General features: G+C 45.1%; 24 protein-coding genes and 1 other annotated feature. Of the genes, 17 read left to right on the forward strand and 7 right to left on the reverse strand.

The features are described 5' to 3' along the window. Nucleotides 1-2 precede the first annotated feature (2 nt). The 8 genes from ACZ43M_RS01255 (at nucleotide 3) to ACZ43M_RS01290 (ending at nucleotide 9,534) form a co-directional block, all read left to right on the forward strand. Nucleotides 3-1,001 (forward strand): ABC transporter ATP-binding protein, encoded by a 999-nt coding sequence (locus tag ACZ43M_RS01255; protein WP_464505697.1) that lies wholly within the window; start codon nucleotides 3-5, stop codon nucleotides 999-1,001. Beyond that, entirely contained in the window at nucleotides 976-1,980 is a 1,005-nt protein-coding gene (locus ACZ43M_RS01260) for an ABC transporter ATP-binding protein (RefSeq protein WP_464505698.1), read from the forward strand. The genes ACZ43M_RS01255 and ACZ43M_RS01260 overlap by 26 nt, the downstream gene beginning before the upstream one ends. 151 nt (nucleotides 1,981-2,131) lie before the next feature. After that, nucleotides 2,132-3,199 carry a pyruvate dehydrogenase (acetyl-transferring) E1 component subunit alpha gene (gene pdhA, locus ACZ43M_RS01265; protein ID WP_464505699.1) on the forward strand — a complete coding sequence of 356 codons (1,068 nt, stop codon included), beginning with the start codon at nucleotides 2,132-2,134 and terminating at the stop codon, nucleotides 3,197-3,199. Next, entirely contained in the window at nucleotides 3,196-4,179 is a 984-nt protein-coding gene (locus tag ACZ43M_RS01270; protein WP_464505700.1) for an alpha-ketoacid dehydrogenase subunit beta, read from the forward strand. The genes pdhA and ACZ43M_RS01270 overlap by 4 nt, the downstream gene beginning before the upstream one ends. An 88-nt stretch (nucleotides 4,180-4,267) precedes the next feature. After that, the gene (locus ACZ43M_RS01275) at nucleotides 4,268-5,614 is read left to right on the forward strand and encodes a dihydrolipoamide acetyltransferase family protein (RefSeq protein ID WP_464505701.1); all 1,347 of its coding nucleotides are present in this window, start codon (nucleotides 4,268-4,270) and stop codon (nucleotides 5,612-5,614) included. 187 nt (nucleotides 5,615-5,801) lie between these two features. Next, nucleotides 5,802-7,184, forward strand: a complete 1,383-nt coding sequence (locus ACZ43M_RS01280; RefSeq protein ID WP_464505702.1) for an FAD-binding oxidoreductase — start codon at nucleotides 5,802-5,804, stop codon at nucleotides 7,182-7,184. 144 nt (nucleotides 7,185-7,328) lie between these two features. Further along, nucleotides 7,329-8,246: a class I SAM-dependent methyltransferase gene (locus tag ACZ43M_RS01285; protein ID WP_464505703.1), complete on the forward strand. Its 918-nt coding sequence runs from the start codon at nucleotides 7,329-7,331 to the stop codon at nucleotides 8,244-8,246. Nucleotides 8,247-8,343: 97 nt separating this feature from the next. Continuing rightward, nucleotides 8,344-9,534, forward strand: a complete 1,191-nt coding sequence (locus tag ACZ43M_RS01290; RefSeq protein WP_464505704.1) for a M14 family metallopeptidase — start codon at nucleotides 8,344-8,346, stop codon at nucleotides 9,532-9,534. Between the two features lie 688 nt (nucleotides 9,535-10,222). Here ACZ43M_RS01290 and ACZ43M_RS01295 read toward each other — a convergent pair. After that, entirely contained in the window at nucleotides 10,223-11,128 is a 906-nt protein-coding gene (locus ACZ43M_RS01295; RefSeq protein WP_464505705.1) for a nuclease-related domain-containing protein, read from the reverse strand. A 169-nt stretch (nucleotides 11,129-11,297) separates the two neighbouring features. Here ACZ43M_RS01295 and ACZ43M_RS01300 point away from each other — a divergent pair, with 169 nt between their 5' ends. Genes ACZ43M_RS01300 through ACZ43M_RS01310 form a run of 3 tightly spaced genes read left to right on the forward strand, consistent with a single transcriptional unit; the run spans nucleotide 11,298 to nucleotide 13,858 of the window. After that, on the forward strand, nucleotides 11,298-12,275 hold the full coding sequence (locus ACZ43M_RS01300) for an ABC transporter ATP-binding protein (protein ID WP_464505706.1): 978 nt from the start codon (nucleotides 11,298-11,300) through the stop codon (nucleotides 12,273-12,275). After that, a complete protein-coding gene (locus ACZ43M_RS01305; protein WP_464505707.1) occupies nucleotides 12,272-13,075 on the forward strand; it encodes an ABC transporter permease in 804 nt (267 codons plus the stop codon). Before ACZ43M_RS01300 ends, ACZ43M_RS01305 begins: the two co-directional genes overlap by 4 nt. 6 nt (nucleotides 13,076-13,081) lie before the next feature. Continuing rightward, nucleotides 13,082-13,858 carry an ABC transporter permease gene (locus ACZ43M_RS01310; protein ID WP_464505708.1) on the forward strand — a complete coding sequence of 259 codons (777 nt, stop codon included), beginning with the start codon at nucleotides 13,082-13,084 and terminating at the stop codon, nucleotides 13,856-13,858. A gap of 283 nt (nucleotides 13,859-14,141) precedes the next feature. Here ACZ43M_RS01310 and ACZ43M_RS01315 read toward each other — a convergent pair whose 3' ends face one another. After that, a complete protein-coding gene (locus ACZ43M_RS01315; protein ID WP_464505709.1) occupies nucleotides 14,142-14,720 on the reverse strand; it encodes an undecaprenyl-diphosphatase in 579 nt (192 codons plus the stop codon). 175 nt (nucleotides 14,721-14,895) lie between these two features. Between ACZ43M_RS01315 and ACZ43M_RS01320 the strand changes: the two genes are divergently transcribed. Both ACZ43M_RS01320 and ACZ43M_RS01325 read left to right on the forward strand, forming a co-directional pair. Then, a complete protein-coding gene (locus ACZ43M_RS01320) occupies nucleotides 14,896-15,762 on the forward strand; it encodes an SPFH domain-containing protein (protein WP_464505710.1) in 867 nt (288 codons plus the stop codon). Between the two features lie 12 nt (nucleotides 15,763-15,774). Next, nucleotides 15,775-15,957: a type II toxin-antitoxin system antitoxin gene (locus ACZ43M_RS01325; RefSeq protein WP_464505711.1), complete on the forward strand. Its 183-nt coding sequence runs from the start codon at nucleotides 15,775-15,777 to the stop codon at nucleotides 15,955-15,957. A 40-nt stretch (nucleotides 15,958-15,997) separates the two neighbouring features. On the opposite strand, the gene ACZ43M_RS01330 is transcribed toward ACZ43M_RS01325, so the two are convergent. The 4 genes from ACZ43M_RS01330 to ACZ43M_RS01345 are packed head-to-tail and all read right to left on the reverse strand — an operon-like array spanning nucleotide 15,998 to nucleotide 19,374. Next, nucleotides 15,998-16,324 carry a GerAB/ArcD/ProY family transporter gene (locus tag ACZ43M_RS01330; RefSeq protein WP_464507915.1) on the reverse strand — a complete coding sequence of 109 codons (327 nt, stop codon included), beginning with the start codon at nucleotides 16,322-16,324 and terminating at the stop codon, nucleotides 15,998-16,000. Between the two features lie 43 nt (nucleotides 16,325-16,367). Further along, complete coding sequence (locus ACZ43M_RS01335) at nucleotides 16,368-16,622, reverse strand: GerAB/ArcD/ProY family transporter (protein ID WP_464505712.1); 255 nt, start codon at nucleotides 16,620-16,622, stop codon at nucleotides 16,368-16,370. Beyond that, nucleotides 16,619-17,809, reverse strand: a complete 1,191-nt coding sequence (locus ACZ43M_RS01340; protein ID WP_464505713.1) for a Ger(x)C family spore germination protein — start codon at nucleotides 17,807-17,809, stop codon at nucleotides 16,619-16,621. Before ACZ43M_RS01340 ends, ACZ43M_RS01335 begins: the two co-directional genes overlap by 4 nt. Further along, entirely contained in the window at nucleotides 17,806-19,374 is a 1,569-nt protein-coding gene (locus tag ACZ43M_RS01345; protein ID WP_464505714.1) for a spore germination protein, read from the reverse strand. Before ACZ43M_RS01345 ends, ACZ43M_RS01340 begins: the two co-directional genes overlap by 4 nt. A gap of 223 nt (nucleotides 19,375-19,597) precedes the next feature. Here ACZ43M_RS01345 and ACZ43M_RS01350 point away from each other — a divergent pair, with 223 nt between their 5' ends. Next, complete coding sequence (locus ACZ43M_RS01350; protein WP_464507916.1) at nucleotides 19,598-20,194, forward strand: TetR/AcrR family transcriptional regulator; 597 nt, start codon at nucleotides 19,598-19,600, stop codon at nucleotides 20,192-20,194. 51 nt (nucleotides 20,195-20,245) lie between these two features. Here ACZ43M_RS01350 and ACZ43M_RS01355 read toward each other — a convergent pair whose 3' ends face one another. Then, a complete protein-coding gene (locus ACZ43M_RS01355; RefSeq protein ID WP_464505715.1) occupies nucleotides 20,246-20,500 on the reverse strand; it encodes a small, acid-soluble spore protein, alpha/beta type in 255 nt (84 codons plus the stop codon). Nucleotides 20,501-20,605: 105 nt separating this feature from the next. Beyond that, nucleotides 20,606-20,821, forward strand: a binding site (T-box leader). Nucleotides 20,822-20,865: 44 nt separating this feature from the next. Here ACZ43M_RS01355 and argS point away from each other — a divergent pair. The 3 genes from argS (at nucleotide 20,866) to ACZ43M_RS01370 (ending at nucleotide 24,390) form a co-directional block, all read left to right on the forward strand. Next, nucleotides 20,866-22,560, forward strand: a complete 1,695-nt coding sequence (argS, locus tag ACZ43M_RS01360) for an arginine--tRNA ligase (protein WP_464505716.1) — start codon at nucleotides 20,866-20,868, stop codon at nucleotides 22,558-22,560. Between the two features lie 69 nt (nucleotides 22,561-22,629). Beyond that, on the forward strand, nucleotides 22,630-23,097 hold the full coding sequence (locus ACZ43M_RS01365) for a DinB family protein (RefSeq protein WP_464505717.1): 468 nt from the start codon (nucleotides 22,630-22,632) through the stop codon (nucleotides 23,095-23,097). Nucleotides 23,098-23,202: 105 nt separating this feature from the next. Next, a complete protein-coding gene (locus ACZ43M_RS01370) occupies nucleotides 23,203-24,390 on the forward strand; it encodes an MFS transporter (protein WP_464505718.1) in 1,188 nt (395 codons plus the stop codon). The last annotated feature ends 32 nt before the right edge of the window (nucleotides 24,391-24,422 follow it).

A 24,422-nucleotide genomic window follows, 5' to 3' on the forward strand; every position in this document is an offset into this window, starting at 1 on the left:
ACATGAGTAAATTATTGGAGGTGAAAAATCTTAAAACGACATTTAAGCAAGACGCCCGTTCAGTAACAGTGGTAGATGGTGTTGATTTTCAATTGGCAAACGGGGAAACACTTGGGATTGTCGGTGAATCGGGATGCGGCAAGAGTGTGACCTCTATGTCGATTATGCGGCTCTTGGGAAAGAAGGCTGAAATCGCTGGTGACATCCGATTTCAGGACAGAAATCTATTGCAATTAACTGAAAAGGAAATGCGTACCATTAGGGGCAACAAAATGGCGATGATCTTTCAGGAACCGATGACCTCGCTAAATCCGCTGCATACAGTAGGGAAACAAATTTGTGAGCCGCTACGGAAGCATCTAGGTTTTTCGAAGCAGGTGGCTAAGAGTAGGGCCATTCAACTCCTGCATGAGGTAGGAATTCCTCGGGGTGAAGAGATTTTTACTTCTCACCCTCATCAGCTTTCCGGTGGGATGCGCCAGCGGGTCATGATTGCGATAGCGTTGGCATGCCAGCCAAAACTAATCATTGCCGATGAGCCGACCACTGCGCTTGATGTAACCATCCAAGCGCAAATTTTGGATTTAATGAAGAAGGTCAAACAGGAAAACGACACTTCGATTATATTGATTACCCACGACCTCGGCGTAGTGGCAGAAATGTGTGACCGTGTCGTGGTGATGTATGCCGGCAAGGTGATTGAGGAGAGTGATGTGCTCACTTTGTTTCGGGAGCCCAAACACCCCTATACGATTGGTCTGTTAAATTCGATGCCTGATGTCGTAAATGATCAGGAACGGCTGCAAGCCATTCCCGGGAATGTACCGATGTTCCATGAAATGCCAGCGGGCTGCCGGTTCGCCCCAAGATGTTCCCAGGCCATGGATATTTGCAGGGAGAAAATGCCGGAACTGCACCCCGTTTCAGACAGTCACCATGTCCGCTGCTGGCTGATGAAGGAGGAAGAGGTAGCACATGAACAAGCCCTTGTTAGAAATTAAACATCTGAAAAAGCAATTTCCTGTCAAAACCGGCTTTTTCGGAAAAACAAAGCTGATCCATGCTGTAGACGGTGTCGATTTAACCATCTACGAGGGTGAAACAGTCAGTCTTGTCGGAGAGTCAGGCTGCGGAAAATCCACAACCGGCCGCTGCATATTGCGGCTCATTGAGCCCACAGAGGGAGAAATTCGATTTCAGGGGCAGGATATTATGACATATCGGGAGCGGGATTTGCGAAAGCTGCGGCGGGAAATGCAATTTGTGTTCCAGGACCCGTTTGCTTCGCTAAATCCGAGGCAAACGATTAGGCAAATCCTGACTGCCCCTTTAATTGTCCATAAAATAGGCACAGCAGCAGAGCGAAATAAGATGGTGGAAGAAATCATTGAAGTGGTCGGTTTGTCTAAGCAGCAGCTGGACCGATACCCGCATCAGTTTTCCGGGGGCCAGCGCCAGCGGATTGGTATTGCCAGAGCACTGATCCTTCGGCCGAAATTAATTATAGCAGATGAACCAGTTTCTGCTCTTGATGTTTCCATCCAGGCGCAAATATTAAATCTGATGCAGGATTTGCAAAAGGAGTTCAATTTAACCTATTTGTTTATTTCGCATGACTTAAGTGTTGTCCGCCACATTTCAGACCGAGTCGCAGTAATGTACTTGGGAAAGGTGGTCGAGGTTGCTGATAAAAAGGAGCTATATAAGAACCCGGCTCACCCATACACGAAAGCTTTATTGTCCAGCGTTCCTGTTCCGGATCCCGAGCATGTAAAGGAAAGAATCATTTTGCAAGGTGACCTGCCAAGCCCATCGAATCCACCTTCAGGCTGTAGATTCCATCCGCGCTGTCCGGTTGCCATTGAGCAATGCAAAATGGTTAGTCCAAAATTAGTCGGTGTTAATCCAGGACACAAGGTGTCGTGCCATTTAGTTGAGCAAAATGCTTCTGTTGATTACAAAGAAATTGCGGGTATTTGAGTTAAATCGGAAATTAATCTGAACTTTCCGATAACTATGTTGACAGAGTTTAGTTGGAAATTATATGCTAGTCGCAAGAATGGACAGACTGTCAGGAAGTTCCAATGCACCATGATGAAGGGATTAATTTTTCAAAAATGGGGGGAGTTCTATGTGGATTGAGCCGAGTGAATTGAAGATTGAGAGAATTCAAGTGTTGGATGAAGATGGTAGACTTGTGGGGCCTGCGCCGAACATTAGTGATGCTGATTTAATCAGCATGTATAAGTGGATGGTGCTGGCGCGGGTGTTTGACCAGCGGGCGTTAAAGCTGCAGCGTCAAGGCAGAATCGGTACTTATGCTCCGCTAAGCGGCCAAGAGGCAGCCCAGGTTGGGAGCGCATACACCCTGGAGAAGCAGGACTGGATTTATCCGAGTTATCGTGAAGGGGCGGCCTGCTTTGTTCACGGCTTCCCGATAAAAAACTTTTTCCTCTATACGATGGGGCATCTTAAGGGAACAGATGCCGAGGGAGCGAATGTGTTTCCGGTGCAAATCATTATTGCTGCTCAGTGTCTGCATGGTGTCGGCGGGGCGTGGGCTGGCAAATACAACGGGGAAAACAGTGTGAGTGTCGCATATATTGGCGATGGCGGCACTTCTGAAGGCGATTTTCATGAAGCGTTAAACTTTGCCGGAGTGTATAAGCTGCCGATGGTGTTTTTCGTGCAGAATAACCAGTGGGCAATCAGTGTGCCGCGTTCGAAGCAGACGGCGAGCAAGAGTATTGCGCAAAAGGCGCTGGCTTATGGGATGGCCGGGATTCAAGTTGACGGAAATGATGTACTTGCTGTTTATACGGTGATGAAGCAGGCACTCGAACGGGCACGGAGCGGCAATCCGGTGGTAGTGGAGGCTGTTACATACAGGCAGGGGCCGCATACAACCGCGGATGACCCGACGAAGTACCGCAATCAGGGCGATGTGGAAACTTGGCTTGCTAAGGATCCATTGAAGCGGATGAAGCTTTTTATGATTGAAAGGGGAATTTGGAACGAAGAGTTGGACGGTCAGGAATTTGAGCTTGCCGAGAGTAAGGTAAGTGAAGCGTTTGAGCTTGCTTCCAATACACCAAAAAGCAGTGTGGAAGAAGCGTTTGATGTGGTTTATGAGTGTAAAACCGTACAATTGACACAACAGCAGCAGACTGCAGTTTCTGTAGTGGGGGTGTTGAAATGAGCGCGATGACATTGATCGAGGCAATTAATTTTACTTTAAAAAAAGAAATGGAACGGGATTCTAAGGTAATTTGTTTGGGTGAGGACATCGGCAAAAACGGCGGCGTGTTCCGGGCAACTGATGGGCTGCAGGCAGTATTTGGCGAAGATAGAGTTGTAGATACACCTATTGCCGAATCAGCGATTGTCGGGGCAGCGGTTGGCATGGCGGCGCGGGGCTTGCGGCCGGTTGCGGAGATTCAATTCTTCGGATTTATTTATGAGGCGATGGATCAAATGGCGGCCCAGGCGGCAAGGCTTCGCTTTAGGTCGGGCGGAAGGCTGAATGCGCCGATGGTAGTTCGTGCTCCGTATGGCGGGGGTGTTAAAACACCGGAACTCCATTCTGATAGTTTGGAAGCGTTATTTTTGCATTCTCCGGGGATGAAGGTCGTCATGCCAAGCTCACCTTATGATGCTAAGGGGCTGTTGGCGGCATCCATTCGCGACAATGACCCGGTGCTGTTTCTTGAGCCGATGAAGCTTTACCGTGCCTTCAAGCAGGAGGTGCCTGAGGAGGATTATCTGATTGACATTGGAAAAGCCAATGTGGTGAAGCAAGGGGAAGATGTCACGGTAATAACCTGGGGGCCGGCAGTGCATTTGGTGAGCAGGGTGGTTGAACAGTTCGAGCAGACCGCCTCGGAGGTAACGGTTGAGGTCATAGATTTGCGGACAATTTCCCCGTTGGATGAGGAAACGATTATAGAGTCTGTGCAAAAAACTGGCCGGGCGGTGATTGTCCATGAGGCGGTCAAGACTGGGGGAGTCGGGGCGGAGATTTCCGCTTTAATCAATGAAAAGGCGTTATTCCATATGTCAGCACCGATTATCAGGGTTGCAAGTTTTGATACGCCTTACCCCGTGCCTTCGCTGGAGGATGACTGGCTGCCGAATGCTGGCAGGATTGTTCAGGGGCTTAGAGAGGTATTGGAACATTAAACTTTTTTGTTGGGCCGATGAAGTTGTTAGCCCGTGAACGCGGACATGTGTTGTACACTATTTTTCGAATAGAGGTGTCATCGGAGTTATGGCTTATGAATTCCGCCTTCCCGATATCGGAGAGGGCTTGCATGAAGCGGAAATCTTAACGTGGTTTAAGGGTGTCGGCGACCATGTGAAGGAAAATGAAAATATCGTTGAGGTTCAAACGGATAAAGCGGTTGTAGAAATTTCGTCTCCGGTAAGCGGTACGGTTCAGTCGTTTGGAGCTGAGGTCGGTGACGTTGTGAAGGTGGGGGAAATTCTATTTACAGTTGATCAGGGCGTGGCTGCTTCGGTGGGTAAAGCGGTTGTGCAGGGGGAATCTGCGCTGAAAGAATCGGCGGCTTTTGTACGAGAGGGAGCTAACGCCACAGTTGGGATATCACCAAAGAAGCGGGTGATTGCTGCTCCTTCAGTAAGGAAATTGGCCAGAGAGCTGGGAATTGATATTACCGAGGTGACCCCAAGCGGCAAAGGAGGAAAGGTGACGGAGGCGGATGTCAGAAGTTTTAAGGTTCAGGCCGAAAGAGAGGTTGCAGCCGCAGTTGCGGTGGTTTCACCTGAGAAGATTGAGGCTTCACCGGCGAAGGTTGTTAATCCTGCTCACTCTGTTTCAGTTGTTTCAGTTGGGCTGGCGCAAGTGAAGGAAGAAGAACTGAATGCAGCTTCGACAGCCTCGACAGCCTCGACCGGGGAGCTAAGAGAGCCAATCCGCGGCCTGCGAAAAAAAATCTATCAAAATATGAAACTGTCAACATCCAGCGCCATCCATTGCAGTGCCATGGACGAGGTCGTAGTTACCAAGCTGGTGGAATTGAAGAGTCAGCTTCAGCTCCACGCTGAAAAGGACGGCATTAAGCTGACCTATCTTCCGTTCTTTGTCAAAGCAGCGGCAATTGCGCTTAAAAAACACCCGATCTTTAATGCTGTAGTGGATGATGAACGGATGGAAATAGTTTATAAGAAAGGAATCCATATCGGTGTGGCCACAGCAACGAATGATGGCCTGGTTGTTCCGGTTGTGAGAGATGCGGATAAGAAGACTGTTTTGGAGATTGCGGGGGAGATTCAAGATCTTTCCGTCCGGGCGAGGGAAAGAAAGCTTAAGCCTTCCGAACTTTCCGGAAGTACCTTTACGGTTTCAAGTACAGGCGGAAAAGGCGGATGGTTCGCGACTCCGATTATCAATTACCCGGAGGTAGCCATCCTGGGTGTTCATAGTATTAAGAAGAAACCAATCGTCCAAGATGACCAAATCATCATCGGTGAAGTAATGGGCATGTCCATCACCTTCGATCATCGCGTCATCGACGGAGCACCTGCGGGGGCCTTCATGGAAGAAATCCAAACCTTCCTGCAAAACCCGGAACTATTCATCCTCCAATGCCGCTAATGGCTGGCGGGGTTATCTGAAGAGCCGTGGATCGTGTGTTGGGATTGGTACGGGCAGTGGTTTTTGAGCATTGAAACAGTGTAAAGGTATCTAATGGTGTCAGGCACCACTTGTGGACATTTGTCCGCCGTACGTGGACACTTTCGCCAGGTGGTGCAATTTTTGTAGAGGTCTGAGGTGGTTAGTGGTGAATTTATATAGTGAGTTATTGAGTATTATTGGCGACGTTGAGCGGGTTACGGTGAATGCAACGGTGCTGGAGCAGCATAGTAAGGGGATGGCGTATCATACGCCAAGGTATCCGGATGTGGTGGTGTTCCCTGCCTCAAAGGATGAGGTTAGTGCAGTTCTCAAGTTTGCCAATGAGCATAAGGTTCCGATTATTCCATTTGGGGCCGGTTCAAGCCTAGAGGGTCAAATCATTCCGGTGAATGGAGGCATCAGCCTCAATATGACATTAATGAACCAAATTATTTCTGTTCGCCCTGATGATTTTCTTGTAACCGTTCAGCCGGGTGTGACAAGAAATCAGTTGAACCAGGCGTTGAAACGGCACGGCTTGTTTTTCCCTGTCGACCCGGGAGCGGATGCCACGATTGGCGGGATGGCCGCCACTAATGCCAGCGGCACGAACAGCGTTAAATACGGGGTCATGCGTGACCAAGTTCTCGGTCTAGAGCTCGCATTGGCTGATGGCTCCATCATCCGAACTGGCGGGCATGCCTATAAATCATCTGCCGGGTATAATTTAACCGGCTTGTTTGTCGGCTCCGAGGGAACACTTGGGGTATTTACAGAACTTATTCTCAAGCTGCAAGGAATTCCTGAGGTTACCTCCGACGTGAAGGTCACTTTCCCATCGATTGAGTCAGCTGGAAAAGCGGCGACGATGATCTTAAAAGCGGGACTGCCAATCGGCAAAATTGAACTGGTCGATCAAATGACCATCCAGGCCGTAAATGCCTATAAGGGTACAAGCTTTAGGGAAGAGCCGACGCTGTTTATGGAATTCAGCGGCAGCGAGCCCGATGTAGCCAACAGTATTGAATTGGTCCAAGAGATTGTTAATGATGAAGGCTGCGTCTCCTTCGAATTTGAGAACGATTCGATCAAAAGGGCTCAGCTATGGGAAGCCCGGCATCAGGCGGCACTGGCCGTTATTGCCGCAAATCCTGGAAAGGGCCATATGGTAACCGATGTATGTGTTCCGTTGTCTGAGCTATCCAATGCGTTGAAGCATACTAGAGAGGTAGTCGACAAATTTGGAATCGACGCGGTGATTTTTGGCCACATCGGCGATGGAAACTATCATGCCGTCTTTTCTGTCGATAATGATGATGAAGACCATATGAGACGGGTAAAAGAGGTTCATACCCAAATTGTCCAGTACGCCCTATCCAAAGGTGGTACTTGCACCGGCGAGCACGGTGTAGGTATCGGCAAGAAATCTTTCCTAATTGAAGAACATGGGGATTCCCTGGCGATTATGCAAGGGATTAAAGCGATGGTCGACCCGAATAATATCTTAAATCCGGGAAAAGTTTTTGACGTAAATCCAGTAAAAGTTTAAGAAAACGGTTGTTGACAAATATTTATTTTTATGTTATAATAAAAAATTGAAGTATTGACACGGATATATAGTTGGCATTATTATAAACTCCTGGCTATTATTAGCTGGGAGTTTTTTCTTTTTTAAAAAGAAGGGGGAGTTAATTTGGAAAAAGCGAAAGAGAGTTTAACCGCGTTGGTAAGCTGTTTTTCGAGAGGGTATCATGCAGCAAGGTCCGGTCAGCCCGTTTTTAACGATTACTTGGCACATGCTCTTTTAAAGGAAGAAGAGAAGCAACTAATCGCTGCCAACTGGGCAAATGCAATTGCCTTTTTTGACCCTGAAAAAAGCAAGCATTTACAAACCTTTGATGAAAAATTGGATTGGGTGATGAATACCCGCAACATTCCGCAGCTAGTCAGCCGGGCCAGATATGCAGAAGATGGCCTGAAGGCTGCCATCGAGCGGGGTGTCCGTCAGTACGTGATTTTGGGGGCCGGCTTTGATACGTTTGCTTTGAGGCAGGAAAACCTCCCTCAAGATTTTACTATTTTTGAAGTGGATCATCCGGCTACCCAGGCATTTAAGCAGAACCGCCTAAAGGAAATGGGCATCGAACTCCCTGCGAACGTGAAATTTGTCCCAGTAGATTTTCAACATGACTCCCTTCGTGACGAACTGACCAATAGCGGCTTTGATTTCCGGAAATTGGCTTATTTTAGCCTGCTTGGCGTGGTTATGTATCTTGAAAAACCGGATTTTTATCGGCTTCTTTCAACCATATCGGACATGTGTGCAACCGGAAGTTCATTTGTCTTTGACTACCTCGATGATACCGCTTTTAACGATCAACTCGCTTCCAAGAAACTTATCCAAATGCGGCACATCACCGCCCAAACCGGCGAGCCGATGATAACCGGTTTTGACCCGTTTGAACTCGACCGCGAGCTGCAGGATTGCAACATGCTAGTGTACGAAAATCTCGCTCCCGCCAACATTGAAGACATGTATTTTGCTGGCCGGGAAGATGGCCTGCATGCTTTTGACCATTTTCATTTTGCGCACCTCGTTGTGCATAAATAATTTTCTGCCACAGATCATTCGGTCTGTGGTTTTTGTTTTAAAAAAAGAAACCCCGCATACATTTTAATTGATACCATTATTGCTGCAGGAGGCCTGTATGGATATTTACGTTAGGCGTGGCGACACGTTATGGCACTACAGCCAATTGTTTCATATGAATCTTCAGTTGATCATCGATTCGAACCGGGGACTGCAGTCCAATCAACTTTCCGTGGGGCAGAGGGTGAGGATCCCAGGCTTTGTAGCTCAGGACTACCAGGTTAAATACGGAGATACGCTTTGGGCGATTGCCCATAGCCGGAATTTACAGCTTGAAGCTTTATTGTTGGCCAATCCAGGAATTAATCCAAATCAGCTTTATGTCGGCCAAGTCATCAAAGTGCCGCTGCGGATCACTTGGAGGCTGGTGCAGGGCAAGCAGCGATACGATTACACCAAGATGATGCGGGATATATCGCGGTTGGAATCCGTTTATCCGTTTATCCGTGTTTCTGGCATCGGAAAGACCGTTTTAGGTAATCAAATTCCGGAAGTTCTTATTGGAAATGGGACAAAACGAGTTCACTATAATGCATCTTTTCATGCAAATGAATGGATTACGACTCCGGTATTAATGACCTTTATAAATGACTATTTGCTGTCAGTGACAAATCATAATGCCATTCGCGGTTTAGAGATGTCCCGTTTTTACCATCAAGCTTCCTTATCAACGGTGCCGATGGTAAATCCGGATGGGGTCAGTCTCGTTTTGAACGGACCGCCCGCCAGCGAACCGTGGCGTAGTAGAGTTGTAGAATACAATAAAGGCAGCACTGATTTTTCCGGCTGGAAAGCAAATATCAGGGGCGTTGACCTGAATGACCAATTCCCAGCAAGGTGGGAGGATGAGAGAGCGCGAAATCCAAAAGTGCCGGGCCCTCGGGATTATGGAGGCGAGAAACCTTTGTCTGAGCCAGAGGCGATTGCAATGGCAGAACTGACACGGCGCAGGGATTACGCCCGGGTGCTGGCGTTTCATACCCAGGGTCAAGAGATTTACTGGGGCTTTGAAAACATGGAACCGCCAGAATCGGAAACGATCGTAAATGAGTTTGCGAGGGTCAGCGGCTACAAACCTGTCAAATCAATCGAAAGCTGGGCGGGCTACAAGGACTGGTTCATCCAGGATTGGCGCAGACCAGGCTTCACAGTTGAGCTCGGCCATGGCGTAAACCCGCTGCCACTGTCGCAGTTCAATGAGATCTACCAGGATGTACTGGGGATTTTCTTAGCTGGGCTTTATATGTGATTTTAGGGGAAGGCAGCCGTTCTTAGTGGAGCGGCTGCTTCTTTTTTAAGGAAAATCGTTTGAGAAAAAAAGAGTAGTGGAGCCAAAGATGGTATTGGCGACAAAGCTGCTAGCAGAAAAGGAAAAAGTGTCGTCAATAGCGGGAGTTGGTGACAAAACTGCTAGCGGAAAAGAAAAAAGTGTCGTCAATAGCGGGTATTGGTGACAAAACAGCTAGCAGAAAAGGAAAAAGTGTCGTCAATAGCGGGTGTTGGTGACAAAACAGCTAGCAGAAAAGGAAAAAGTGTCGTCAATAGAGGGTGTTGGTGACAAAACTGCTAGCAGAAAAGAAAAAAGTGTCGTCAATAGAGGGTATTGGTGACAAAGCAGCTAGCAGAAAAGGAAAAAGTGTCGTCAATAGAGGATATTGGTGACAAAACAGCTAGCAGGAAAGGAAAAAGTGTCGTCAATAGAGGGTGTTGGTGACAAAACAGCTAGCAGGAAAGGAAAAAGTGTCGTCAATAGAGGGTGTTGGTGACAAAGCAGCTAGCAGAAAAGAAAAAAGTGTCGTCAATAGAGGGTATTGGTGACAAAGCAGCTAGCCAAAAAGGAAAAAATGTCACCAATCATAAGGATAATAGAAAAAAGATGTAAATAATCCCCAAAATTAGGACAAGAGGGGAATATTCACACCTTTCTTATGTCTACCTCACTCGTAAAATGACCATTGACCGTATCCCTTTAATGTAAAATACCTCTTTAATATTCTAAAAATCTTTGTCTGTGACACCGCGCCCCCGCACCACTCAAATACCAAATTAGTTGTTATATTAAAATCCGGAAATAGCAGCTGGATCTCGGCAACACCACGCAGCACCGCCAACTCCACTCTCTCCTCGTGTCCACAAACACCACAAACACACCGCTGACCATTTACCGAAACCGATAGCAAATGGCACTTCCCGCAAGTTAGGCCTTTTCGCAAGGAACCAAATTCATATGGAGGCACCTTCGTATACGGGGATTCCTCAACATGCAGTGACATTAATTTTTCAGCTAAATTCTTGTGATAACCATTTAATCTGGATGGAGTATGATCTAATTTTTGGAGATATTTGGTTAATTGTGTTGGTAAAATAATCGGCCTGTTCCGGGGAGCTTGGTATAAGGTGAATTGGGGGTTGACGTGGACAACATTCGCCTCAATAATTAATTTGCAGCCGAGTTTCAGGAAGAGTTGCCGTAATGAGGATTCACCTCGGGTTAATTGAACAAGTGGATCATTCCGTTCCTTTCCGTTAGAATCGTAGAACTTCCCGCCTTCATAATAAAAATCGCCCTCAAAATTCTTCACTTCATTCATATTAATGATATTTTGAAAAATAATCAAAGAGTCAATTTGGAACCAGGTCGAATTGAATTCAAATAACAAATCATTTAAAACATAGCACTCACACTGCAACTGGTCAGTTAAAGATTGGAAGTATACCTCACCTTCATAGCCAGTCTTTAAGTTTTGATAGTAAAGCTTCTGTTCTGGGTTCAAATCATCCCTTGTATTCAAACAATGGAAGATCGTTAACCTTTTTGGTTCCTTAAGCGGTTTTAAATTCACATCCAACCACATCCTTTCAAAGAATTAAACTCCAAGTCCATTTTATAAAAAAACACCTCTCACGCCGCTCCAACTCGTGAACTTTCTGTGAATTTAAAAATTATTGACAATTCGACAGGCCCGATGGTATCATTTTCCTCTGTGACTCAAAAAAGGAGGGGAAACGAAATTGATTCAACTGCAAGGCATTAGCAAATCCTACAAGGTCGCCAAACGGCAAACCGGCCTGAAACAAGCGGCCAAGTCACTTTTTCTCAGGGAGCATACTACTGTAGAGGCGCTTAAAAACATCACATTTGAGATAACTCAAGGGGAAATCGTCGGCTACATCGGACCGAATGGGGCAGGCAAGTCGACCACGATCAAAATCATGAGCGGCATTTTGGTGCCCGACACTGGCCGTTGCACAATCATGGGCTATACACCGTGGAAGGACAGGGTTGAGTATGTGAAAAATATCGGTGTCGTGTTCGGGCAGCGCTCGCAGCTGTGGTGGGATGTACCGGTTATTGATTCCTTCGAACTTCTGAAAGATATCTACAAGATTCCGCAGCAAGACTATCAAACTACCAAAGACCTCCTTATTGAAACGCTACAACTCCAAGAAATCATGAATTCGCCTGTAAGGCAGCTAAGCCTTGGCCAGCGGATGCGCTGTGAAATTGCCGCGTCACTGCTGCATAATCCAAAAATCCTTTTCCTCGATGAACCGACGATTGGACTAGATGCCGTCTCCAAAATCGCCGTCCGCCAGTTCATCAAAACGATTAATAAGGAAAAAGGGGTCACCATCATTCTGACGACCCACGATATGAACGATATCGAGGCACTTGCCGACAGGGTAATTTTAATTGGCAAAGGAAGTTTGCTGTATGATGGGCAGTTGGAAGAGCTAAAGAAGAGATACTCGGCTCAAAAAACAATCACTGTCGATTATCACAAAAACCCAACGCCCATATCAATTCCAGGCACCCAAACGCTATCGTGGACACCGGAACGGTCGATTATCACTGTAGATACGGAGAATACAAATACGTCCCAAGTGATTACCAGGTTATCAGGTTTAGTAGATCTAAAGGATGTGGCGATTGAGGCCCAGCCGATTGAAGATATCATCGTCCAGCTTTATAAGGAGTACGAAATATGAGGGTGTACAGTTCGGTGCTAAAACTCCGTCTCTTAATGGGCATGCAGTACCGCGCAGCGGCGCTCGCAGGGATGGCGACGCAGTTTTTCTGGGGCTTTATCACCATCATGGTGTTCGAAGCATTTTATGAACATACCGCCGCCGTGCAGCCGATTTCACTAAAAGAGGTCATTACCTACATATGGCTGCAACAGGCGTTTCTCGTGTTCGTGACCATTTGGTTTCGGGATAATGAACTATTTGATCTTATGACTAGCGGCAACATTGCCTATGAGCTATGCCGGCCGTGCGAACTGTACGGCTTTTGGTATGCGAAACTGCTCGCCCAACGCCTTTCAAGCGCCCTATTGCGCTGCTTTCCGATATTAATTGTTGCCTTTTTTCTGCCGAAGCCATACGATATGACACTGCCCCCAAGCATAACTGCATTTATATTATTCTTATGTTCGCTCATTCTTGGGTTATTGCTGTTAGTCGCGGCTTCGATGTTCATGTATATCTCCGTGTTTATAACCATGTCGCCAACCGGCTCGTTATTGGTTTTCAGCGTGCTTGGTGAGTTTTTTGCCGGCCTGATTATCCCGGTTCCGTTGATGCCACAATGGCTGCAAAAAATTGCCTATCTGCTTCCGTTCCGCTGGAGTGCCGATTTTCCGTTTCGTGTCTATTCCGGACATATCCCGCAGAATGAAGCCATCATCGGCATCCTGATTCAGCTTGTTTACATTGTGTGTCTAGTTTGGCTGGGCAGAATGGCACTAAATAGTGTGCTAAAAAAAGTGGTTGTCCAGGGAGGGTGATAAACGTTGAGTCTTTATTTAAAGTATTTAAGTATTCTCTTTAAATCGCAGATGCAATATCGAACATCGTTTTGGCTGTTAATGGCCGGCCAGTTCTTTATCCCGTTTTCCATCTTTGCGGGGCTGTACTTTTTATTTGAACGCTTTGGCCAAATCAAGGGCTGGAGTTTTTTTGAAGTCGCGCTGTGCTTTGCGGTGATTCACATGGCATTTTCATTGAGTGAGTGTTTTGCCCGCGGGTTTGATCAGTTTTCCAGTATGGTGGTGAGAGGCGAGTTTGACCGGGTTCTTGTCAGGCCCCGGACTACCTTTATTCAAGTCCTCGGGTCAAAATTTGAGTTTTCAAGATTCGGCCGCCTGCTGCAAAGTGCCATTGTGTTGGCCTGGGCGCTGGGCAACCTGCCAATTCAATGGACCCCAGCAAAAGTAATAACCCTGACGTTAATGATTGCCAGTGGCGTGCTAATTTTTACCGGCATCTACATTCTGCAGGCAACCATGTGTTTTTGGACAGTGCAGGGCCTAGAGGTGGCCAATATTTTCACCGATGGCGGCCGGGAGATGGCGCAATATCCGCTGAATATCTATCAAAAATGGGTAGCGCGCTTTTTTACCTATGTGATTCCCTTTGGTACCGTCAACTATTTGCCATTGATGTACCTGCTTGGAGAAAATAATGATATCTACTACATGATGCTTCCTGCACTTGGCAGCCTATTTATCCTGCCGTGTCTGCTATTCTGGCAATTTGGTGTCAGGCACTACCGATCCACAGGATCCTAAAGCAAAGGCGGCCCAAGGAAAAACCTCCCCTGGCTGCCCTATAAACGAGGTAAACAAACGTTTGTTTAGTTTTTTCAATCATTATTTAAACGTTTGAATAGTATAGTACTATTTTCAATTAAACGTTTGAGTAGTATAGCCTATATATTGAAAAATTCCCATTTAACAAGGTGTGGCTTTTTAACCAAACGTTTGTATAGTACAGCACAATCCCAATCAAACGATTGTATAGTACAACACATAAAAAAACGCCTGGATTAATCCGGGCGTTTTCCTCACACTATCAAAACTCTTCGTATCTCGACTGTGTTTGATTCTGAACCCCAGCCAATTTCTGAACAGCGCCCAACTTCGGCACAATCCGGAACACAATGATCGCCGCTGCAAAGCTAACAAGGGCTCCGACCAGAACATCTCCAGGATAATGAACCCCGACCCATATCCGCGAAACCCCTACAAGTGCAGCCAAAAGGACCCATAGGAAACTCCAGCCTCTTTTAAAAAGCCAAAAGGTCACACAAAATGAAAACATCAATATTGTATGGTCGCTGGGAAAGGAATTGTCGACGGCTTTTTCAATGAGTTTATTAACGGCATCCAACTCGGCAAATGGCTGCTGGTTTGTGTGAAGCAGCCCGGCCAATCTTCCAAGCAATTCCGCAAAGGCAATGGTAAGTAGAGAACAAAGCACCATTAGTCGATTCCGTCCATTTTTGCTAAGCCCAAATAAAAGGGCAAAAACAATTGCAACATAGAGAGTATATTCCGCAATCCCAACAAACCCTGGGTTTAGGAACGTGTATTGTTTCCCAAGATCATTAATCATCCTAAAGCCTTCAATATTTAATTCTGTTAGTGTCATGCATCCTTACCCCCGAAAATTCAGATACAAGGATTATACTTTATTTCCAACGTGCAAAAAAGTTTTTCTTGTAAAAATTGGGTGTTACTTTCCACTAAATCGCTTTCTATTTTGATACTAAAGTGATATCATAATGATATAGAGGTAATATCTTCTAAAAAAGGAGTGGTTAAGGATGAGAGAGAAAGACATGTTTAAGCTTAATGGATTTTTGGGGGCGTTATTGTTTCTGCTTATTGCTGTAGTAACGGTATTTTCCTTCAGAAATTTTGTCATAACTGAAAGTTTCCTGTCATTTGCCTTTGCCGTACTGTGTGCGATTGTGCTGTTTCTAATGATATCCGGGTTCACAATTATTCAACCGAACCAAGCCAAAGTATTTACGCTGTTTGGGCGTTATCTTGGTGTCATCAAGCATGAGGGATTTTGGCTGACGATTCCGTTAACCTTAAGAAAAAATGTATCTCTTCGAGTCATCAATTTTAATAGTGATAAATTGAAAGTTAATGACCTCGAAGGAAATCCGATTGAAATTGCTGCTGTAGTGGTATATAAAGTGTTTGATTCGGCAAAAGCTGTGTTTGACGTGGAAGATTACAAAGAGTTCGTGCACACACAAAGTGAAACGGGACTACGTCATATTGCCAGCCAGTACCCGTATGATAACGTCAATAATGACTATGAAATCTCCCTGCGGCAGCACTCTGATGAGGTGGCGAATGAATTAACAAAGGATTTGCAAAAGCGTCTCGAGCTGGCTGGGGTGGAAATCATTGAGGCAAGAATCATGCATTTGGCGTATTCCAGTGAAATCGCCCATGCGATGCTGCAGAGACAGCAGGCGAAAGCCGTGCTCGCTGCCCGAAAAGTAATTGTTGAAGGTGCGGTCACCATGGTCAAATCAGCGATTGACCAGTTGAAAGAAGAAGGAATTGTTGACCTGGATGAAGAAAAGAAGGCACAGATGGTTAATAATTTGATGGTGGCGATTGTTGCTGATAAAGGAAGTCAGCCGGTAATCAATACAGGATCGATTTACTAAGGTGTGATTTTTGTGGCTGAAAAAAAACGATTCCTGCTGCGCATTGACCCAAAGGTATATGATGCCTTGGAAAAGTGGGCGGAGGACGAATTTCGTAGTGTGAATGCTCAAATTGAGGTAATTATTAAAAAAGCCTTAAAGGATGCCGGGAGACTGAAAAAAACAGGAAATTCTAATACCAACAATGAAGAGTAAAACCGGAGGCTGACGGGCCTCCGGTTTTTGGTATTCTGGATCAATGTCCAGGTGATGATGCAACCCGTTTTTTTCGGATGAAACCTACAAGTAACAGCAACAAGGGGATTCCTGCCATATTAATAGGTAAGGCATAATAAACCCAATAAGTTTTCATGTAGCCAAAGGTGTAGGCTGAGTTTGGGATATACTTGGCCAAACAGAAAAAAAGCGGGGCGGTAAACCAGATGAGTTTTCGCCAGTTTTTCACATTAAACAGTTGGGCAGTCCCGTAATTTACCAGAAAGAAATAAAGCGATAATTTGATAAAAACACTTAAAATCCACACTAATACCGCAATAATCTCGAGGTTTTGGATAAAGTCCATAATTGAAATATAACTGACGATATCAAAAGAAGGATGCCGCAGTTTAGCAGAAATCTCTGGTCCCAAGCCATTTGCCCAGGAGTTGTTTGCTGAAAACAACCAGAGTTTGGCGGGGATTCAGCAGTGCGGCTTTAACAGCAATATAAACAATCAACACTCCTAAAACGCTGGCAATTAAATAAGCAATCCAGACGTCTTGTTTAGCAATCTTCATAACAGGATTAATGGTAAGCAAAATAATGTTTCCTGTTTCAAATGTGAACATCAGCCAAAACACCTGCAAAGCTGAAAGCTTCATTTTTTAATCTCGCTTTCCTTATATAATAAAGATGGACCCTCCATCCCAATCTGTTTTATTTTAATTTTCGCTTGTACCGTAATGGCGGCATCAGGAAATAGTTGATCCCATTCTGCTTTTAGTTTTTTCCATTTTTTGGGGTGGTGTTGATGGAGTTCCTCGCCAAAGCCAAAAACGTCCAGGCCATATTCCTTTTGCACTTTAACGATCGTTTTCTGGACCTGTGCTTTTGCTTGATTGGAAAATTCCTTTTCCAGACGTCTAAGATTATCTGAATACGAAACATCCATTCCAGAATTGCTTTCGGTTATCGCCCCGTCTCCTTTAAGTATGACGGTAAAGCTTGGTTTTCCATTTTTATCAAATGTTGGTTTGATTTTGCTGCTGATTTTCATCAAGTTGATGCTCGTATCGCCACCCCCATTCTTGATGCTAATCGTGATTTTTTTTAGGGCCCCCATAACCCATAACATGTCTCTATTTTCTTCCGTATTCAAAAAACCTTTCATTTTTAGCTGGTTATTAAATACACTAACACCCGCTAAGCTCAATACTTTCGGCTTTGGTGATTTATCTTTTCCGGACGGTTCATCCTCCAATGATTTGCTAACCTCTACTAATGGGATGGAAGGGCGTATGCCTTCACGGTTGGCAGCGATGAGGAAATATAGATATGACGTATCTCCCCTGCCGCCGCTCTGCTGATGTTCCTTTAGTGTAGCGATTACAGGTGACTTTTCTAATGGGTTGGCTAAGGTCATGATATCCTTGGCAGTACCGCCTTTTATTACAAATATATCTGTGCGAAGACTAACGTCGGAGGAACGGCCGTTAATATCAAGTTTGTCTTTAACGCCACGCCTTGCAAATTCTTCGCCGAGGAAAATCACGCGGCGGTGGCCAAAAAAAGCTTCGCGCGGAAGCTTAGCCTGCATATTTTGCAAGGCGTCCCTAACATTTTTTCCTTTAGCTGAAATAGTGAAATATCCTTGGCCAGTTGCTCCGCCGCCGCCTCCCTGGGTTTGTACATTTGCAGGAATGACAACTTGGCCGCTTATTTCTATTTTTCCATCCTCGGCCACGTCCCAGCCTGTGGCGAGCCATATTGCCCGATCATTTAATTCTTTGCGGTCCCAGCAGCCAGTGAGGAAAACGAAACAAAATAGAAGCGAAAATACCTTTTTCATTGGTCAGTTCCTCCATTATTCGGGCTTGGCATCTGTCCACCTTCAACACGCTGCTTATTCCTGCCAAATGTAAATAGGGGACCGTACTTATTGGCCCACCTAGGTGCACGGAATAACACATCCTTTAGGTCACTAGGAATTTGCGGAGCAACTGGTGTAAAGTAGGGAACACCAAAGGACCTTAGATTCACAAGGTGAATCGTCAACGCAATAAAACCGATGCAAATACCATATAGACCAAATACTCCGGCCAAAAGTAACATCGGAAATCGGACAAGCCTTAGCGCTGTTCCAAGGTTGTATCTGGGGATTGCAAAGGATGCAATACCCGTCGTAGCGACGACAATAACCATTGGTGCGGAAACAATCCCAGCCTGGACAGCCGCTTGACCAATCACCAGGGCTCCGACAATACTGACGGCAGAACCGACGGCTTTGGGCAGACGAATTCCAGCTTCGCGCAGCCCCTCAAAAACAAACTCCATGATCAGTGCTTCAATGATGGCCGGAAACGGGACACCTTCTCGTGCGGCTGCGATGCTAATCAAGAGTGTAGTTGGAATAAGCTTTGGATGATAAGTAGTCAAAGCAACATAAATAGATGGTAAATACATGGCAGTATTAAATAAAACATAGCGGACTAATCGAATGAAAGAGGTATACCAAAACCGTTCATAGTAATCCTCCACCGACTGCAATCCACTCCAAAAAGTCATCGGGACGATGAGGGCAAATGGTGTATTATCAACAAGAATGGCAACTTTTCCCTCGAGTAAATTTGCCGTGACGATATCTGGCCGCTCGGTGTTCTGTATTTGCGGAAAGGGAGAGTACGGAGCATCCTCAATAAATTCCTCAATGTATTCAGATTCGAGAATCCCGTCTATTTCAATTCGGCTAAGCCGGGAGCGTACCTCTTTTAGCAATGATTCTTGGGCAATCCCTTCGATATAGACGATTGCTACATCTGTCCGTGAAAGCTCCCCAATTATAATAGGCTCTAATTTTAGCCTAGTACTGCGGATTCTTCTTCTTAATAAAGAGGTATTGATTTTTATGGATTCGTTAAAACCATCACGCGGACCACGGATTGTCACCTCGGTTGCCGGTTCCTCGACGTTCCTTTGTTCCATTCCTTTAAAATCTGCAAGTAAAGCATTTGTTTCACCGTCAATAAGGATGCCTAGTTCGCCTTTTAATACACCTTCTACAAGTTTTTTAAGCTCTGACACTGTCTGCATTGATGTTCCCGGAATGAGTCTTTGTTCCATGATTTGTTTGAGGGAAGAAATCTCCCCCAACCCATTCGGCAATCCTTGAAAGAACAATGGCTTTAACAAGACAATTTCAAGGTTCTTCGTATCCAATAATCCTTCCAAATAAAACATTAAAATTTTGGGCTGCCCGTTAATCTGAATAGGCCGAACGATAAAATCCGCGCAATTATGAAAGAGTTGCCTAAGGATTTTTTCACTTTTAGTTATGTCGGAACTCAGCTCTTCATTAATTGGCACCGCAGACAATGTTTTTTTATGTTCTGATTTTTTCTTCTTGAAAGTAAACATCCCGAATCCACCCCGCATATCCTGTGAATATTTTTCCAAATCAAGTGTGGTATATACATGGATTGGAGGGGATGCCTCCAATGAGGTTTTTCAGGGAAAGTAAATATTCTTGACGAAACTCCAAAATCCTTACCGATAAATTGAAACCGCCATCAAGCTATGGTAAAGTAAAAATAAATAATTGACCGAAATACTAAATTAGTCATAAGGGAGGGGCGTAATGATGGCACCCGATAGAAGAAAGATGATTGTTGAAGCGGCAACGAAGTCATTTTCATTATTTGGCTATAAAGCAACAACGATGGATCAGGTGGCTAAGCTCGCCAATGTTGGCAAAGGGACGATTTACACATTTTTTAAAAACAAAGAGGAATTATTCGAAGAGATTATTTCATCTTTGGTAAAAGAAATGATTGCTGAGGCCGAGGCGGTGATTGAACCTGGCAAGCCATTTACCGAAAATGTTCACCGCGCTCTTTATCGGATATTGGAATTTCGCACCCAGCACCAGCTTATGATTAAGCTTGTTCAAGAGGAAGCAGATATGGGAACGTTGGCAGTATCGGAAATGCTGCAGCATGTTGAAAATGAAATCATTGATTATTTAAAGGTAAAAATTGAAACAGCGGTAACAAAAGGGTTGATTCCCACAGTTGATACGGAGATTACCAGCTTTTTGCTTCTTAAAATGTATATTGCCCTCTTATCGGATTGGGAAAAACACCATGACCCACTTAGCTCTGATAAAATTGCAAATATCATGAAGGTGTTTTTGCTGAAAGGTCTTCAGGGTGAAACTAGTGAAAAAAGACTTGTGTAAAGGAAGCACACAAGTCTTTTTGTATATGAGCCATTTGTCCATGTGTGTCCGTTATTGCCGTTTTGCTAAATTTTCCTGTGCCATTTTGACAAGTTCGCGGACCATACTGCCACCGAGTCTGCCGCCGACTTTTCCGGCTTGCTCTGAGGTAAGCTGGCCGTTGTAGCCTTTTTTCAAAGGCACACCGACCTCCTCAGCGGCCTCAAACTTGGCATTATCAGGATTTTGTGACTGAACAACCTTTGCCTTTAATTGGTCCAATCCCCGACGGGCTTCGGGAACAAGGATTTTATTTCTTCTGGCCATTTGCATTCCCTCCTTTATTACGTTAGGATTTCCTTATAGGAAAAAATTCATCAGCCAGACTGGATTATTCTTATTAGTTCCAGTATAATAACTGATAATCAAATCAAAAAATCAATGAAAAAGAGAGTAGTTACCTGTAAAGTCTAAAGCGAGTCAGGGGTGGTGGAAGCCTGATACGGAGCAGATAATGAAGCGCACTTTGGAGATGCAGACCTGAACTTTAGTAGGGGCTGCCGGGATACCCGCCGTTACAAGGGATAAAGCTGGTTCAATTTGAACAATTAGAGTGGTACCGCGGGAATTACAACTCTCGTCTCTTTTATTAGAGGCGGGGGTTTTTTGTGTAGAAAAAGGAGGACTAAATCATGAATTTTAAAAAGGAGCTTGCAGAAGTACTGCATTCAGCTTTGGAAGGCGAGATGGCTGCAAGCGATCTCGAAATGTTAATTGAAAAACCAAAAAACGCTTCGCACGGAGACCTAGCGTTTCCTTGTTTTTCACTGGCTAAATTAAAGCGCAAGGCGCCAAATTTAATTGCGCAAGAATTGAGTGAAAAAATACAATCACCAACGTTCGAAAAGGTAGAAGTGGTCGGCGCTTATCTGAATGTCTTTTTAAATAAACAGAAGGTTGCACAGCAGGTGGTCAGTGAGGTAATCACGCAAAAAGGCAATTTTGGCTCCATGAACTTTGGGGAAGGCGGCAATGTCACAATCGATATGTCATCGCCGAATATTGCCAAGCCATTTTCGATGGGGCACTTGCGTTCGACAGTTATCGGTAATTCGATTGCCCTGATTGTGGAGAAATGCGGCTATAAGCCAATCAAGATTAACCATCTGGGCGACTGGGGCACCCAGTTCGGCAAACTGATTTCCGCCTATAAGCACTGGGGCGATGAGGAACAGGTAAAACAAAATCCAATTAAAGAGTTATTGGCGCTATATGTAAAGTTCCATGCGGAAGCCGAAACGAATCCGTCACTGGAGGATGAAGGCCGTGCTTGGTTCAAAAAGCTTGAGGATGGCGATGAGGAAGCACAAAGCCTGTGGCAATGGTTCCGTGATGAGTCATTGAAAGAATTTGCAAGAATCTATGAGTTAATGAACGTGGAGTTTGACTCGTTTGCTGGCGAAGCTTTTTACAATGATAAAATGGAGCCTGTTGTGAAGATGCTGGAAGAAAAAGGGCTGCTGGTGGAATCTGACCAAGCGATGGTAGTTGAACTGCCAGATGAAGAATTGCCGCCATGCCTGATTAAAAAATCGGACGGGGCGACGCTTTATGCAACACGTGATTTAGCGGCAGCGATATACCGTAAAGAAAACTACAACTTTGTTCAATCGTTATATGTGGTGGGCCACGAGCAAAGCCTGCACTTTAAACAGTTAATCGCTGTGTTGAAGAAAGCTGGCTATGATTGGGCCGATAAAATGGTTCACATCCCATTCGGAATGATGCTAAAAGACGGCAAGAAAATGTCGACTCGTAAAGGAAAGGTTGTCCTGCTCGAGGAAGTTTTAAATGAATCAATCGCCATGGCTCGTCATAATATTGAAGAGAAGAACCCAAGCCTTGAAAATAAGGATGAAGTGGCGGAACAGGTCGGAGTTGGTGCGGTCATTTTCCACGATTTGAAAAATAACCGGATGAATGATATCGAGTTTTCGTTGGAGGAGATGCTTCGCTTTGAAGGCGAAACAGGCCCATACGTTCAATATACGTTTGCGCGAGCCTGCTCGATTTTACGAAAAGGCAATTGGCAGGCCGATGCAGAAATTCCTGCATTCCAATCAACGTGGGAAAAGGAATGGAAGGTCGTCAGCATGATGATGGAGTTCTCCAACGCGATTAAACGTGCTTGCGTCAATTACGACCCATCTCAAGTGGCAAAATACATTGTTGACCTTGCTCAAGCCTTCAATAAATACTATGCCGAGGTAAAAGTGCTTGAAGAGAGCGAGGAGCGCGATGCTCGTCTTGCCCTAGTCTATAGTGTTACTGTCATCCTTAAAGAAGGTTTGCGTCTCTTGGGAATTAAAGCTCCTGAGGAGATGTAAGGCATTTTATTTAAAAAATGGATGAAAGTGGTATAAGATAGAGTTATCAATGGGAGAGGCAGGGATAGAATGAGCAAGTTAATTTTCAAGCAATATGAGGTAGCAAGAAATTACTTGTTAAAAAATGTGGGTGCAATCGACGAAAGTATTGTCGATATTCAACCTGAAGGGTTCAACAACACACTGCATTGGCATATTGGCCACGTATTAACAGTGGCTGAACAGTTTATGTTTGGATATCCGAAAAAATCGGCACATTTACCTGCGAACTACTTGGAACTATTCGGCAACGGAACAAAGCCAGCAGATTGGCAAGGGGAAGTTCCGTCAGTACAGGAACTATCAGCGCAATTGGTTCAGCAAATGAACAGAATCAAAGAAATTCCGCCTGAAAGCTTTAGCGAAAAGCTGAAAGCACCATTTCTTGGCCAAGAAACCTACGGTGAGCTAGCAAACTTTGCAATTTTCCATGAAGCCATGCACCTGGGACAAATTCAGGCGATGAAGCGTGTGCTTCAAACAGTTGTCACAAAATAACTTGTTATAAAAAGATCGTTTCTGCCGTGGCGCAGAAGCGGTCTTTCATTTTTCTAAAAGGATGATGGGCTAAATAGAAGAAAAGAGAGGAAGTCAATATTTTTTATGGATAAACAGCTAGAAAGGCCGAAAGAAAAAATTTGGACAAGGGATTTCATTCTCATTTGTTTTGCTAACTTTTTCATATTTCTTGGATTTCAAATGACGCTCCCGACTATTCCCTTGTATGTCGAGGAACTTGGCGGCAATGACCAGCTAATCGGACTTGTCATTGGGATTTTTACTTTTTCAGCATTGCTGCTTCGGCCATATGCTGGCGGCGCGCTGGAAACAAGGGGCAGAGGTTTGGTTTATATCGTCGGTTTAGCCATTTTCGTCGTTTCGGTTGGCTCATTTGGCTTTATGGGCAGTATCGCGTTATTGTTTCTGATGCGCGTTGTTCAAGGTGTCGGCTGGGGCTTTTCCACCACGGCATCTGGTACGATTGCCACCGATTTAATTCCCGCCACCAGACGCGGCGAGGGCATGGGCTATTACGGACTATCCGGAAATGTGGCGTTGGCGTTGGGGCCATCGCTTGGATTGATTTTCGCAGGGAAGTTGTCCTTTGAAGTATTCTTTCTTATTTGTGCGGGGTTAGGATTCGCTGCTTTACTATTGTCGCTGAGCATCAGCTACAAAAAGCCGGAACCAAAGCCAGTCAAAACAAAAGCGAAGCTTGATTTTTTCGAAAAAACAGCCTTGAAGCCTTCCATATTGTTATTCTTTATTACGGTCACATTTGGAGGAATCGCATCGTTTCTTCCTTTGTATACAGCCCAAAAGCATATTGAGGGCATCCAGTGGTATTTCTTGTTTTATGCCATTGCCTTAATGGTGACCAGGGCATTTGCCGGCCAATTGTATGATCGCAAAGGGCATCAGGCAGTATTCCTGCCGGGGACACTCCTTATATTAGTTGCGATGATTTTGCTGGCCTGGCTGCCAAGCAGTTTTATTCTTTATATTGCCGCCGGCCTTTATGGTCTTGGCTTTGGTACTGTTCAACCTGCCCTGCAGGCCTGGGCGATCGAAAAGTCACCAATGAACCGGCGTGGTATGGCCAATGCTACCTTCTTTTCATTCTTTGATTTGGGTATCGGGGTTGGCGCCATGGTATTTGGTCAGCTTGGGCATATGTTTGGCTACAGCAGCATCTATATAGGCTCGGCTATTTCAGTATTCATCACGATGGTGTTGTATGCATATATTTTAGTAAAAGATAGGGCTGGCGTTACGGAGCAAAGCTCGTAAATATTGCCAATCCCAATCGCTTACTTTTGTGT

It is taken from the genome of Neobacillus sp. B24 (genome assembly GCF_055381825.1).